General features: G+C 60.1%; 13 protein-coding genes. 3 read left to right on the top strand and 10 right to left on the bottom strand.

Going from position 1 to position 14,093, the window contains the following annotated elements; all coding sequences use genetic code 11:
* Positions 1–96: 96 nt before the first annotated feature.
* Entirely contained in the window at positions 97–1,317 is a 1,221-nt protein-coding gene (locus tag ACZCWR_RS13450; RefSeq protein ID WP_487301238.1) for an MFS transporter, read from the top strand.
* A 38-nt stretch (positions 1,318–1,355) separates the two neighbouring features.
* Here the strand turns inward: ACZCWR_RS13450 and ACZCWR_RS13455 are convergent, their stop codons facing one another.
* From ACZCWR_RS13455 to ACZCWR_RS13495, 9 genes are all read right to left on the bottom strand, one after another.
* The gene (locus tag ACZCWR_RS13455) at positions 1,356–1,733 is read right to left on the bottom strand and encodes a DUF1493 family protein (RefSeq protein WP_487301239.1); all 378 of its coding nucleotides are present in this window, start codon (positions 1,731–1,733) and stop codon (positions 1,356–1,358) included.
* Entirely contained in the window at positions 1,705–2,208 is a 504-nt protein-coding gene (locus ACZCWR_RS13460) for an STM2901 family protein (RefSeq protein ID WP_487301240.1), read from the bottom strand. Before ACZCWR_RS13460 ends, ACZCWR_RS13455 begins: the two co-directional genes overlap by 29 nt.
* A gap of 16 nt (positions 2,209–2,224) precedes the next feature.
* Positions 2,225–2,698 (bottom strand): Hcp family type VI secretion system effector, encoded by a 474-nt coding sequence (locus ACZCWR_RS13465; protein WP_487301241.1) that lies wholly within the window; start codon positions 2,696–2,698, stop codon positions 2,225–2,227.
* A 298-nt stretch (positions 2,699–2,996) separates the two neighbouring features.
* On the bottom strand, positions 2,997–3,536 hold the full coding sequence (locus tag ACZCWR_RS13470; RefSeq protein WP_487301242.1) for an STY0301 family protein: 540 nt from the start codon (positions 3,534–3,536) through the stop codon (positions 2,997–2,999).
* Positions 3,537–3,713: 177 nt separating this feature from the next.
* Positions 3,714–5,657 carry a propionate--CoA ligase gene (locus tag ACZCWR_RS13475; RefSeq protein ID WP_487303325.1) on the bottom strand — a complete coding sequence of 648 codons (1,944 nt, stop codon included), beginning with the start codon at positions 5,655–5,657 and terminating at the stop codon, positions 3,714–3,716.
* A gap of 79 nt (positions 5,658–5,736) precedes the next feature.
* Positions 5,737–6,231 carry a hypothetical protein gene (locus ACZCWR_RS13480; RefSeq protein WP_487301243.1) on the bottom strand — a complete coding sequence of 165 codons (495 nt, stop codon included), beginning with the start codon at positions 6,229–6,231 and terminating at the stop codon, positions 5,737–5,739.
* Positions 6,228–6,479 carry a hypothetical protein gene (locus ACZCWR_RS13485; protein ID WP_487301244.1) on the bottom strand — a complete coding sequence of 84 codons (252 nt, stop codon included), beginning with the start codon at positions 6,477–6,479 and terminating at the stop codon, positions 6,228–6,230. The genes ACZCWR_RS13480 and ACZCWR_RS13485 overlap by 4 nt, the downstream gene beginning before the upstream one ends.
* 86 nt (positions 6,480–6,565) lie before the next feature.
* On the bottom strand, positions 6,566–7,309 hold the full coding sequence (locus ACZCWR_RS13490; protein WP_487301245.1) for a 5'-methylthioadenosine/adenosylhomocysteine nucleosidase: 744 nt from the start codon (positions 7,307–7,309) through the stop codon (positions 6,566–6,568).
* A complete protein-coding gene (locus ACZCWR_RS13495) occupies positions 7,306–9,678 on the bottom strand; it encodes a UvrD-helicase domain-containing protein (protein WP_487301246.1) in 2,373 nt (790 codons plus the stop codon). The genes ACZCWR_RS13490 and ACZCWR_RS13495 overlap by 4 nt, the downstream gene beginning before the upstream one ends.
* A gap of 207 nt (positions 9,679–9,885) precedes the next feature.
* Here ACZCWR_RS13495 and ACZCWR_RS13500 point away from each other — a divergent pair, with 207 nt between their 5' ends.
* Both ACZCWR_RS13500 and galU read left to right on the top strand, forming a co-directional pair.
* Positions 9,886–12,753, top strand: coding sequence for a valine--tRNA ligase (locus ACZCWR_RS13500; protein WP_487301247.1), 2,868 nt, complete (start codon positions 9,886–9,888; stop codon positions 12,751–12,753).
* 118 nt (positions 12,754–12,871) lie between these two features.
* Entirely contained in the window at positions 12,872–13,753 is an 882-nt protein-coding gene (gene galU / locus ACZCWR_RS13505; protein ID WP_487301248.1) for a UTP--glucose-1-phosphate uridylyltransferase GalU, read from the top strand.
* A gap of 62 nt (positions 13,754–13,815) precedes the next feature.
* On the opposite strand, the gene ACZCWR_RS13510 is transcribed toward galU, so the two are convergent.
* Complete coding sequence (locus ACZCWR_RS13510) at positions 13,816–14,043, bottom strand: sulfurtransferase TusA family protein (RefSeq protein ID WP_487301249.1); 228 nt, start codon at positions 14,041–14,043, stop codon at positions 13,816–13,818.
* Positions 14,044–14,093: the final 50 nt, after the last annotated feature.

The following is a 14,093-nucleotide window of genomic DNA, read 5'->3' on the forward strand; positions in this document are numbered from 1 at the left end:
GACAGCCTAAACTTTCTGAAATTCGGTTCGCGCATGAATCGCGTACTGAACAAGATAATCGGGACACCGTTTCTTTCAGCCAACTTCGAATTCATCATGCAGACGAGTACGACCGAGGGCGCCCTGTCGCCCGCCGCCGCGCCCAAGACCGGCGCGCAACGCACCGTGTATTCCGTGTTGGGCGCGATCAGTTTTTCGCACTTGCTCAACGATATGATCCAGTCGCTGATCCTGGCGATCTATCCCATGTTCAAGAGCGAATTCGCGCTGAGCTTCGGGCAGATCGGGCTGATCACGCTGACTTATCAGGTCACCGCATCGCTGTTGCAGCCGCTGGTCGGGCTCTACACGGATAAGCATCCGAAGCCGTATTCGTTGCCGGTCGGCATGGGATTCACGTTGTGCGGGCTTTTGCTGATGTCGGTGGCGGGTAGTTTCGGCGTGCTGCTGATCGCCGCTGCGCTGGTGGGATGCGGGTCGTCGGTGTTTCATCCGGAGTCCTCGCGGGTGGCGCGCATGGCATCGGGCGGCAAGCATGGGCTGGCGCAATCGCTGTTTCAGGTCGGTGGGAATGCGGGGTCGTCGCTCGGGCCGTTGCTTGCGGCGTTGATCGTGATTCCGCATGGACAGCGCAGCATTGCGTGGTTTTCGGCGGCGGCGTTGGTCGCCATGTTCGTGCTCGCGAATATCGGACGCTGGTACAAGCGGCATCCCGCGACTAAGAAGGGACGCGCGACGGTCGCGCATGCCACGTTGCCGCGCAATACCGTTCTCATGGCGATGAGCGTGCTCGTGCTGCTCGTGTTCTCGAAGTACTTTTATCTGGCGAGCATCACGAGCTATTTCACGTTTTATCTGATCAGCAAATTCGGGCTGTCGGTGCAGGCCGCGCAGATTCATCTGTTCGTGTTTCTGGCGGCGGTCGCGGCGGGGACGATCATCGGCGGGCCGGTGGGCGATCGTGTCGGGCGCAAGGCGGTGATCTGGGTGTCGATTCTCGGCGTCGCGCCGTTCACCTTGTTGATGCCTTATGCGAATCTGTTCTGGACTGGCGTGTTGTCGGTGATTATCGGTTTGGTGCTGGCGTCCGCGTTTTCCGCGATTCTGGTTTATGCCACGGAACTCATTCCGGGGAAGGTTGGGATGGTGGCGGGGTTGTTCTTTGGCTTCGCGTTTGGGATGGGGGGTGTCGGAGCCGCGGTTTTAGGGCATCTCGCGGATGCTACGAGCATTGATTATGTTTATAAGGTTTGTGCGTTCTTGCCGCTGATTGGGGTGTTGACGGTGTTTTTGCCTAAGGGGCAGGAGAGGGTTTGAGGTTGGACAGAGGCCCGCGTTTGTGCGGGCCTTGTTTTTCATTCTTTCGCTGATGCGCTTAAACGCTCGCTTTCCCATTGCCCAAGCTCGATGGCGTGTTGAAGCATTCCAATGGTTAGCGGTTCTCGATGTTCGTATTGTCTTATACCCCAACGTCGATGAAGCCAATTCGTCAGGATCGAGAACGGCCACACGCTGAAGCCTTCCATGGCGAAGTATCGATGGAAATCGAAGTCTCCACCTTCGACTTTGAAGCGCTCGAAATAGGCGATCATCAGGTTACTGGCGTCGTCGCCGGTGATGCCCAAGTCGGCTTCGAGGGTGGTCGATCCCGAGATTTTTGATTTTTTATGGAGACCTGCCTCGGTCCGAATGAATGTTTCGAGTTCAGCCGAAACTTCCGCTTGTTGCGTCATTTAATCGATCCTCGGGAATGACCATTTGGTTGTAACGCATGATTGACCGCGCCGCTATTTGCACAACATCATAAACACCAATCACGACGCCAATCTGAGGAACCCACCGTCCTATAAATCCACCTAAACTCCGGGTCATCGCAAAGCGAAAACGCAACATCGATTGATTGGTCAACGTTGGAAGTACTGCTCTTTCGAAATTAACGTCAATAAGTGCGCGAAGGGCGAGAGATGCTAGCGACGTACCTTCCGTAGCTCCCATTGGCTTGACTCGAGTTGGGATCAAAGGCTGGCCGATCAAAATTAAAGCCACAGCCACCACGCCGCTATACCCTTTAACACCGAAGTGTTTGAGGGCTTCTTCCAATGTCACACAGAAAAGCAACTCTTGAGTAGTTAAGTTGGCCCGACCGCCGTACGCGTATCGCTTCGCCGAGGTCGGTACGTTGCCGATCAGAGTTTCATATACATTCACTAGCCATGCTCCGCAGTTATATTGTCTGTTTCTTATCTACGTCAAAAATTGACGTCACCGCGCCTTGACTACTCCCAGGCACATTTTGCACGGTGTATTCCAGTCTCAAACGCGTGAAGGATAGCCTCGCATGCTCCAAGGCGATATTTCCACCCGCCGCCAACTCGATATGCGTAACTTTCACGTTATAAAGCGCGATCGTCAGATGTTCAGGCCGAGCACCGTCGGCTCTGCGCACGGTTAGTTTGGCTGTCGGAATATGTTGCCCTCGTAGTGCGCAGATCAATAGATTTGGACTTGCGCGGTCAATTCGGTGAGTAAAGTTAAGGTCTGCTATCGTGGTTGAGTCCGTGTTGTCCCACGACCCGCTACGCGCGTCGTATTTTCTTTCAACAGCCCATTCCCAGTTTAAAACTTCGATTTCGCCCGGATGAGCTAAGTCTCCGGACTCACCGGAGACACCATCAATTTTCATGAAAGCACTGCTCATTTCGTCTCTCTGGAAATTAGTAGAAAATCATACTTCGAATTCCTCATTTAAATTTGCAAAAGAAGGTGAAACCAAAGACAGCAATCACGAATGTCTGCCGATTATCAAATACATGCGTGGGACTCTGACATATTCTCAAACGTCTGGCGCGTCGATGCGCAGGACCGAACTAAAAGACCGAATTCGCGTTTTGTCTGTCAGCAAGTTCGGACCTTCAATGCAGGCCGCGCCAGATTCTTTGCTCGTGTTGCGGATCATGTCCTCCGACGTGTGGTCGGGCGCAGTCGCGCAGCGTCGATCACCGGCAGGTCACTATTAATTTCCGAGCGTGATTTTGTAGGACGGGTTCGCGCGCCTCACAATTCGAAAGTCTCTTCGGCAGCCTTGTGGTTAATAAGACGGGCGAACCGCCGTATGAGCACGAAAGCCATAGACCTTCTTCGTTCTCGGTCTCAACGAATGTCCACCTAAGCACTTTTTCGCCCTGTTCATTTACGACTTGCGGCTTCAAAACCGCGCGCTCGACTGGCGGCCCGACCGAAATGTCCACGCTCCAGACTGGAAGAGAGGTCGCTGTCTGGGCGGAAAGCCAACCATCGGGAATGTCGTTCAGTTGCACCCGTTGCATATCGATCCGGGCGGGGCACTGGATTTTTACCGCAAGGCTGGATTTCGCAGAAAATGCACACAGGACCAAAGTGGTTAGGATCAGATGCTTCATATGCGACTTACTCTGGCAGAGGCTTTTTGCGCGATGTTTGCCTAAATCTACGCGTTGTCCTGAAGCGATGAGCGGCGCTTCTTCAAGTAATAGAACATCTGCATAGCGATAAGACATGAATATCATCGGGATTGACTTAGGGATCCAGATGATAATTCAGTGGCACGCGCCGGGGCATTCGCGAGCTAATAAGTTTTCAACGCTCGCGCGCTTAACGAATGCCAATAGAACGCCTTTTAAAGTAATCGAGCGGCAATAATCAGCCAACGACCGAAAGTCCATGCATTCGCGCAATCACCCCTCCCCCAACGCCTCCCGAACCTGCATCAACGCCCCCGGATCTTCAATCGTCGGCAATTCCCCCGGATCACGCCCTTCCGCCAGCGCCGCAATCGCGCGCCGAAGCAACTTCCCCGACCGTGTCTTCGGCAGCATCGAAACAAAATGCACGCGCGCCGGCCGCGCAATCGCGCCAAGCTGCGAATCGACCGCGTGGCACAACTCCGCCTCCATCCCCTCACGCGCACCGGGCGCATTGATCCGATCCGCATCCCGCAGCACGACGAACGCAGCCGCCGCCTGACCCTTCACGCTATCCGCAATCCCGACGACAGCCACTTCCGCCACCGCCGGATGCGCCGACAACGCTTCCTCGATCTCGCGCGTGCCCAGCCGATGCCCCGCCACGTTGATGACGTCATCGGTGCGGCCGAGAATCGACACGTAGTCGTCCTCGTCCTGCACGCCCCAATCGAACGTCGAATAGAGCATGTGCCCCGGCACGCTTTTCCAATAAGTCTCGACGAACCGTTTGTCGTCACGCCAAACCGTCTGCATGCAGCCCGGCGGAAGCGGGTAATCCAGTGCCACCACGCCCTTCTCGCCCGGCGCGCAAATCTCGCCGGTCGCTTCGTTGCGCAGCGTGAGGTTGAAGCCCATCGACGGCACGCCCGGCGAGCCCAGCTTCGACGGCAATTCCTCGATGCCGCGCGGAATCGCGATCATCGGCCAGCCAGTCTCCGTCTGCCAATAGTTGTCGATGACCGGCCGCTTCAGCGCGCTCTGAATCCACTGCGCGGTCGGCTCATCGAGCGGTTCGCCCGCCAAAAACAGCGTGCGCAGGCTCGACAGGTCGTACTTCTCCATCAGCGCCGGGTCTTGCTTCTTCAACACGCGGATCGCGGTCGGCGCGGTGAACATCAAATCGATCTTGTATTGCTGCACGAGCCGCCACCAGACGCCGCCATCGGGCCGCACCGGCGTGCCTTCGTACATCACGGTCGTGAGTCCGGCGATCAACGGCGCATAGATGATGTAGCTATGACCGACCACCCAGCCGACGTCCGACGCGGTAAACATCGTGTCGCCCGGCTTGCCCTCGAAAATATGTTCCATCGATGCAGCCAGCGCCACCGCATAACCACCGACATCGCGCTGCACGCCCTTCGGCTTGCCAGTCGTGCCGGACGTATAAAGCACGTAAGACGGCTCGTTCGATTCGAGCCATTCGCACGGCACATGCGCATCGAAAAATTGCTCGCGCAGCGGTTCGTAGGAGACCAGATAGTTGGCCTGCAAGCGTTCCGGGGCAAGCTGCCGGTCGATCAGCAGCACTTGCGGCACCTTGTATTCGGCACGCGACAACGCTTCGTCGACGAGCGGCGTGTAGTCGATCACCTTGCCCGCGCGCGCACCGGCATCGGCGGTGACGATCAGCGCAGGCTCGGCATCGTCGATGCGCGCAGCGAGATTGGGCGCGGCGAAGCCGCCGAACACGACCGAATGCACCGCGCCGATGCGCGCACACGCGAGCATGGCGAACAGCGCTTCGGGGATCATCGGCAGATAGATCAGCACACGGTCGCCCTTCTTCACATGCAGCGAGCGCATGACGGCGGCCATGCGGTTCACTTCCGCATGCAGTTCGGCGTAGGTGTAACGACGCTCGATGCCGGTTTCCGTCGAGACATACACGAGCGCATCCTGTTGCGCCCGCGAAGCGAGATGACGATCCACCGCGTTATGACACAGGTTCGTCTTTCCGCCGATGAACCACCGCGCGAACGGCGGATTGCTGCGGTCGAGCACTTGCCCGAAAGGCGTCTGCCAGTGGATGCGGCGCGCCTGTTCGGCCCAGAACGCTTCGGGTTCCTCGATCGACCGGCGATACGCTTCTCGGTAAGTCGGCATGCGCGTCCTCTGTCCTCTGGGGAAGGTGGCGGGTGGCTGGTATGCAATGAACCGAAATGAATATCGGCCTCACAGCATAGAACAGCCTGCCGCCCCCTGCCAGACAGGGCGCGCCCTGATCGATCCTTCAAATGGCCCGCGTTCGTACCGCAGGCTCGGCGGGAACGGCTGCTGCGTGCTTGAGCAGCACCGGCGCGAGTTCACCCGCCACGCGCATGCTCGACACGACCACCGTCCGCACGCCGCTTCCTTCTGTCAACGCGCGCAGGGATTCACGCGTCGTCGCGCGCGCCTCGATACGCGGTTCGATCACGATGACGCCCCGGCAATGCGCCGCCAGTTGCGCGCGATGCGTGCGAAACCACGCGGTCCGCAGACGCAGATCGTCGGCGGTTTCCTCCGCCGCATGCTCCGCGACGATGACGAACGGCGTCGCCAGCTTCAAGAGACGGCGCATCTGCGCGCTCCAGCCGAAGGCATAGCCCGGCGTCACGGCGCGCCGGCGCAGGCGCACGAGCGGAAAACGGCTGGCGTCGAAGATGCGCTCGTCCACATCGATTTCGATATCGATGGCGGATTTCGCAAGCGTGTCGGGCGTGAGGATCAGGTTGGCGGCATTCACAGCGGTTTCGGGCTCCAGTAATTCAACGCGGCGATGAGACTCGGCCAGCGGGACCGCCGCGCCACGACACGTTTCTTCTGCGCGGCGCGCGGTGAGCGGCGCGTCGCCGGTTCGGGCGCTTGAACACGGGCCTCGCTCCACGCGTGGCGCGTCGTTTCCAGCACCTTTTCTGCATTTACGGCGATTACGTTTTTTGACTTTAGCTCCGTCTCGGCGCGCGGCGCGGCCGCGATGAAATCGGTCGTCATGTCATCCCTCCCTACGTGCGAACTCATTGTATTGAGAATCATTCTCAATTACAAGCGGGGTTTCGACGGATGGAGGGTTGATGCGCTCAGGCCAGCGCTTCGAGCAAACGCAGCAGAATGCCGGACGAATACGTGCCAGCGATGGAGGTCAGGAAATCGGTGAAGGACTCGGGCGCGGTGGCATCCGCGGTATCGGAGATCGTGCGCACGACGGCGCATGGCACGCTATGTTCGTAGCAGACTTGCGCGAGCGCCGCGCCTTCCATTTCGACGGCGAGCGCATCCGGCAAGGCATCGCGCAGGGCTTGCACGGCTTCACCGCTCGCGATGAACCGATCGCCACTCACCACCATGCCGCGATGCACACGCGGCGCATCGAGCGCGAATCGCGCGGCGAGCGTGTCGCGCTCCTGCGCAAGGAAGGCATCGGCGGCGCGGGCGAGTGCACCGGACAAGGCGGTGTCGGCATCGAAACGTGCGCGGCCGAGCAGCGGCACTTCGTAGCGCGGAAACAGCGGCGAGGCATCGAGATCGTGTTGCAAAAGCGTATTCGCGACGACGACATCGCCCACGCGCACGCCCGCATGCACGCCGCCCGCGACGCCGCTGAACACGATGGCATCGACCTTGAACACGTGGATGAGCGCGCTGGCCGTGGCCGCCGCCGCGACCTTGCCGATGCGCGCAAGCGTCACCACGACCGGCACGCCATGCGCCACGCCGACGTGATACTCGCGCTGACCGAGCGCGATGGTTTGCACGTCCCGCATCTGCGCGATCAGATCGCCCAGTTCCTGCGGCAGCGCCGCCATGATGCCCAGACGCTTCATTCCACCGCCTGAAGTTTCGCCACCGCAAGCGCCAGCCACTTCTCGCCGTGCCGCTTGAAGCGGACCTGCGCGCGGGCATCGCCGCCGGAACCTTCGAGCGCGGTCACGGTGCCTTCGCCGAACTTCGTGTGGAACACGGCTTGTCCGACCTTGAAGCCCGCTTCCGCCGCGCGCTGATCGTTGGCGAACGAAGGCAAGGCGGGCGCGGGCGTCGCCGTCTGACCGTTTTCGAAGTAGGTGCCGCGCTCCTGACCCGGACGCGCGAACCAGTCGCGGCCCCAGCCCGCGTTGTCCGAACGGCCACCCCAGCGCGCGCCCGCTTCCATCTTCGGCGTGAGCCACTTGAGCGTGCCCTCGGGCAGTTCATCGAAAAAGCGCGAGCGGATGTTGTAGCGCGTCTGGCCATGCAGCATGCGGCTTTGCGCGAACGAGAGATACAAGCGCTCCTTCGCGCGCGTGATCGCCACGTACATCAGCCGCCGTTCTTCCTCCAGTCCGTCCGTTTCCTGCGCGCTGTTCTCGTGCGGAAACAGCCCTTCTTCCAGCCCGGTGATGAACACCGCCGTGAATTCCAATCCCTTCGCCGCGTGCACGGTCATGAGCTGCACGGCATCCTGACCGGCTTGCGCCTGATTGTCGCCGGCTTCGAGCGAGGCATGCGACAGAAAGCCCGCCAGCGGCGTCATGGTGTCCGGATTCTGCGCGGGATCAGTGACGCCCGGTGCATCGAGCACTTCGATTTCGCCGTCCTCGCTGACCGCCGCGATTTCGGGCGCGGCGCTCGCGCCCGGCCGAAGCGGAATGGAACGCGCGGGCGTGTCGAGGCCGTAGCCTTCTTCGCTGACGAAAGCCGCCGCCGCGTTCACGAGTTCTTGCAAGTTCTCCAGCCGGTCCTGACCTTCGCGCTCGGTTTCATAGAACGCAGCGAGACCGCTCGCGCGCACGACATACTCGACCGTTTCCGGCAAGCTCATCTGCTGCGTTTCGGCGCGCATCTTCGCGACGAGCGTGGCAAACGCGCCTAAGCTCGATCCCGCCTTGCCGGTGACATAAGGCACGGCGGCGGCCATCGAACAGTTGTAGAGACGCGCGGCATCCGCGACTTGCTCGATGGAACGCGCACCGATGCCCCGCGTCGGAAAATTCACCACGCGCGCGAAGGCGGTGTCGTCGTTCGGATTGTCGATCAGCCGCAGATACGCCAACGCATGCTTCACTTCCTGCCGCTCGAAGAACCGCAGCCCGCCATACACGCGATACGGAATGCCCGCGTTCACCAGCGTATGTTCGATGGTCCGCGACTGCGCGTTGCTCCGGTACAGCACGGCCACTTCGCCGCGCGCGGTGCCGGTATGAATCAGCGCCTTGATTTCCTCGACGATCCAGCCCGCTTCCTGCGAATCCGTCGCGGCTTCATACACGCGCACTTGCTCGCCGTGGCCGGCATCGGTGCGCAGATTCTTGCCCAGCCGCCGCGCGTTATTGGCGATCAGGTAATTCGCGGCATCGAGAATATGGCCGTGCGAGCGGTAGTTCTGCTCCAGCTTGATGAGATTGCGCACGCGGAATTCGCGCTCGAAATCATGCATGTTGCCGACGTTCGCGCCACGGAAAGCGTAGATGGACTGATCGTCGTCGCCGACCGCGAAGATGGCGTTGTGCTCGCCCGCCAGTTGCTTGAGCCACGCGTATTGCAGCTTGTTGGTGTCCTGAAACTCATCGACGAGGATATTGCGGAAGCGCGCCTGATAGTGCGCGCGCAGCGGCGGATTGTGCGCGAGCAGTTCATGACAGCGTAGCAACAGCTCGGGAAAATCGACCACGCCCTCGCGCTGACATTGCTGGTCGTAAGCCAGATAAAGCTCGACGAACTTGCGGTTGAAGTCGTCGGTGGCATCGACATCTTTCGGGCGCAGGCCTTGTTCCTTCGCGTTGTTGATGAAGTACTGAAGGTTCTTCGGCGGATATTTCTCGTCGTCGATATTCAGGCCCTTCATCAGCCGCTTGATGGCGGAAAGCTGGTCCGCGGTATCGAGAATCTGGAAGGTCTGCGGCAGGCCCGCGTCGCGGTAATGCGCGCGCAGCATGCGGTTGCAGAGGCCGTGGAAGGTGCCGATCCACATGCCGCGCGTGTCGATCGGCAGGAGCGCGGAGAGACGCGACATCATCTCGCGCGCGGCCTTGTTGGTGAAGGTCACGGCCAGCACGGTCGGCGGCGACGCGTAACCCTTCTGGATCAGCCACGCGATGCGCGTGATCAGCACGCGCGTCTTGCCGCTGCCCGCGCCCGCGAGAATCATCGCGGGTTCGTCGGGCAAGGTCACGGCGGCGAGTTGTTCGGGGTTCAGGTTCGCGAGCAGGTCGGGCATGAGAAGTCGGTCGGACGGCAATGAAGGACGGCGGCGAAGATGCGGCGAAAAAGCGGCAAAGACCGGCCGGTCATTATAAGACCGCGCCGATGGCGGCGTTCGGCGCGCCTTGGCTGCGAACCCGGCCGAATTCCTCCGACGGGCGCGCCGAACCTTATAATTGGGGATTCCCCGCATCTTTTCACGCATTTTTCGGCAGATTCAACAATGAGCGACAACACGCTTGCGAAGAGCTTCGAGCCTCAGAATATCGAGTCCCAATGGGGCCCCGAATGGGAAAAACGCGGCTATGCCGCCCCCGTATTCAAGGACGGCGCGAAGAATTTCTCCATCCAGTTGCCGCCGCCGAACGTCACCGGCACGCTGCACATGGGGCACGCGTTCAACCAGACCATCATGGATGGCCTCACGCGCTATCACCGCATGCTCGGCGAGAACACGCTGTGGGTGCCGGGCACGGACCACGCGGGCATTGCCACGCAGATCGTCGTCGAACGTCAGTTGGATGCGAAAGGCGTCTCGCGCCATGATCTCGGCCGCGAGGAGTTCCTCAAGCGCGTGTGGGAATGGAAGCAGCAGTCGGGCAACACCATCACGGGTCAGGTGCGGCGGCTGGGCGCGTCGATCGACTGGTCGCGCGAATATTTCACGATGGACGACAAGATGTCCGCCGCCGTGCGCGATGTCTTCGTCACGCTCTACAAACAAGGGCTGATCTATCGCGGCAAGCGGCTCGTGAACTGGGACCCGGTGCTCGGCACGGCCGTGTCGGACCTGGAAGTGGTGAGCGAGGAAGAAGACGGCAGCCTGTGGCATATCCGCTATCCGCTGCCGGACGGCTCGGGGCATCTGACGGTTGCGACCACGCGCCCGGAAACCATGCTCGGCGATGTCGCGGTGATGGTGCATCCGGAGGACGAGCGGTATCGGCATCTGATCGGCAAGACGGTGGTGCTGCCGCTGGGCGACCGCGAAATTCCGGTGATCGCGGACGACTACGTGGACCGCGAATTCGGCACCGGCGTGGTGAAGGTCACGCCCGCGCACGACTTCAACGACTACGCCGTCGGCCAGCGCCACAAGCTGCCGCAGATCGAAATCCTCACGCTGGATGCGAAGATCAACGACAACGCGCCCGAAAAGTATCGCGGCATGGATCGTTTCGATGCGCGCAAGGCCGTCGTGAAGGACCTCGAAGCGCTCGGCCTGCTCGAATCCGTCAAGCCGCACAAGCTGATGGTGCCGCGCGGCGACCGCACCAACGTGGTCATCGAGCCGATGCTGACGGATCAGTGGTTCGTCGCCATGACGAAGGCCGCGCCCGAAGGCACGTTCAATCCGGGCAAGTCGATCACCGAAACCTCGCTCGATGTCGTGCGCAGCGGGCAGATCAAGTTCGTGCCGGAGAACTGGCAGACGACCTACTACCAGTGGCTCGAAAACATTCAGGACTGGTGTATTTCGCGCCAGTTGTGGTGGGGGCATCAGATTCCCGCGTGGTATGGCGAGAATGGCGAGATTTTCGTCGCGAAGACGGAAGACGAAGCCCGCGCGGAAGCCGATTCGCAAGGCTACAAGGGCGCGCTCAGGCGCGACGCGGACGTGCTCGACACGTGGTTCTCGTCCGCGCTGGTGCCCTTCTCCTCGCTCGGCTGGCCGAACGAAACGAAGGAACTGAAAGCGTTTCTGCCCTCCACGGTGCTCGTGACCGGCTTCGACATCATCTTCTTCTGGGTCGCCCGGATGGTGATGATGACCACGCATTTCACCGGCAAGGTGCCGTTCCACACGGTCTACGTGCACGGTCTCGTGCGCGACGCCGAAGGCCAGAAGATGTCGAAGAGCAAGGGCAACACGCTCGACCCGATCGATATCGTGGATGGCATCGACCTCGAAGCGCTGGTCGCCAAGCGCACGACCGGCCTCATGAATCCGAAGGCGGCCGCGCAGATCGAAAAGAAGACGCGCCGCGAGTTTCCCGAAGGCATCACCGCGTTCGGCACGGATGCATTGCGCTTCACGATGGCCTCGATGGCCACGCTCGGTCGCAATGTTAATTTTGATCTGGCACGCTGCGAGGGATACCGGAACTTCTGCAACAAGCTCTGGAATGCCACGCGTTTCGTGTTGATGAACTGCGAAGGCCACGATTGCGGTTTCGCGAATCCCGGCGTGTGCAAGCCGGGCGATTGCGGTCCCGGCGGCTACACGGATTACTCGCAGGCGGATCGCTGGATCGTCTCGCTCTTGCAGCGCGTGGAAGCGGAAGTCGAGAAAGGTTTCGCGGATTACCGTTTCGACAACATCGCGAGCGCCATTTACAAGTTCGTGTGGGACGAGTACTGCGACTGGTATCTCGAACTCGCCAAGGTGCAGATTCAGACCGGCACGCCGGAACAGCAGACGGCCACGCGCCGCACCTTGCTGCGCGTGCTGGAAACCGTGTTGCGGCTGGCGCACCCGGTCATTCCGTTCATCACGGAAGCGCTCTGGCAGAAGGTCGCGCCGCTGACGGACGCGTACCCGTTGGGTGCGCAGGACGGCGAAGCATCCGTCATGACGCAGCCCTACCCGCGCGCCGAGCCGAAAAAGATCGACGAGTCCGCCGAGCAGTGGGCCGCCGAATTGAAATCCGTGGTCGATGCGTGCCGTAATCTGCGTGGCGAAATGAATCTGTCGCCCGCGACGAAGGTGCCTTTGCTCGCACATGGCGATGCAGCGCGTCTCTCGACGTTCGCGCCGTACGTCGCCGCGCTCGCACGACTTTCGGATGTAACGATCATCGATGACGAAGCCGCACTCGACGCGCAGGCAGAAGGCGCGCCCGTGGCGATCGTCGGCGGCAGCAAGCTGGTGCTGAAGGTTGAAATCGATGTGGGGGCCGAGCGCGAGCGTCTTACCAAGGAAGTGGACCGTTTGACCACCGAAATTTCCAAATGTAACGCGAAGCTCGGAAACGAAAGCTTTGTTTCAAAAGCGCCGCCGGCCGTCGTTGAACAGGAGCGCAAAAGGCTGGCAGAATACGAAACCACGATCGAGAAGCTCCAGGCGCAAATCTTGCGCCTGCCGGCTTGATTTGGGGCGTCGAAGCAATTTTTTCGACGCGTTCACCGGCATGACGCCTGTCGTGCCGGTGCTGCTGAAACCCCAAAGACTCGATGTTCTAAATGATGAAGAGGATCAGGGTTATCACATGCTAAAAGTTACCAAAGCGGTATTCCCGGTCGCCGGTCTTGGCACGCGGTTTTTGCCCGCGACCAAGGCCAGCCCGAAGGAAATGCTGCCAGTCGTGGACAAGCCGCTGATTCAATACGCGGTCGAAGAAGCGATGGCGGCCGGCATCACCGAGATGATTTTCGTGACGGGCCGCAGCAAGCGAGCCATCGAGGATCACTTCGACAAGTCCTATGAGATCGAAGCGGAGCTGGAAGCGCGCGGCAAGGACAAACTGCTCGAACTCGTGCGCAGCATCAAGCCGAGTCATGTGGATTGTTTCTACGTGCGTCAGGCTGAAGCGCTGGGTCTCGGCCACGCGGTGTTGTGCGCTGAAAAGCTCGTCGGCGACAACCCGTTCGCGGTCATCCTCGCGGACGATTTGCTGTACGGCAAGCCGCCCGTGATGTCGCAGATGATCGAGGTGTTCGATCATTACCATTCGTCGGTTATCGGTGTGGAAGAAATTCCGCCGCAGGATTCGAAGTCCTACGGGGTGATCGACGGCAAGGAATGGGAAGACAATATTTTCAAGCTGTCGGGGATTGTCGAGAAGCCGGAGCCGGCTGTGGCTCCCTCTAATCTCGGTGTGGTCGGGCGTTATGTGCTCAAGCCGCGAGTTTTCGACCACATTCGTGCGCTCAAGCCGGGTGCGGGCGGTGAGTTGCAACTCACGGATGCTATCCAGTCCTTGCTTTCCGATGAGCAGGTTCTTGCCTATAAGTATCACGGGACGCGGTTTGACTGCGGCAGCAAGCTCGGGTATTTGAAGGCTACTGTCGAGTTTGCGCTGCGGCATCCTGAGGTTAAGGATGAGTTCGAGGAATATCTTCGGACGCGGGCGCCGATTCTTGAGGGTTGAAGTTTTTTGGTTTTTGGTTTTGCTGTTTGGAAAGGCCCGTTGCGGATGTGACGGGCCTTTTTTTATCGCCGGCGCATGAGGAAGGTGAAGACTTTTTCGTGTGTGGTGACTTCTACGATCTCGTTGCCGGTTTGTTTGGCGAAAGCGGCGAAGTCGCGTTGGGAGCCGGGGTCGGTGGCTAAGACTTTCAGGATCTGACCTGAGGTCATGTCGGAGAGGGCCTTTTTCGCTCGTAGGATGGGGAGCGGGCAGTTCAGGCCGCGGGCGTCGACTTCTTTGTGGACTTCCATTTTTTGGGGTTCTTTGTCTGGGGTTCTTGATTGTGGGATTTTAGCGGGTT

The organism is Caballeronia sp. A2-2, from assembly GCF_057612605.2.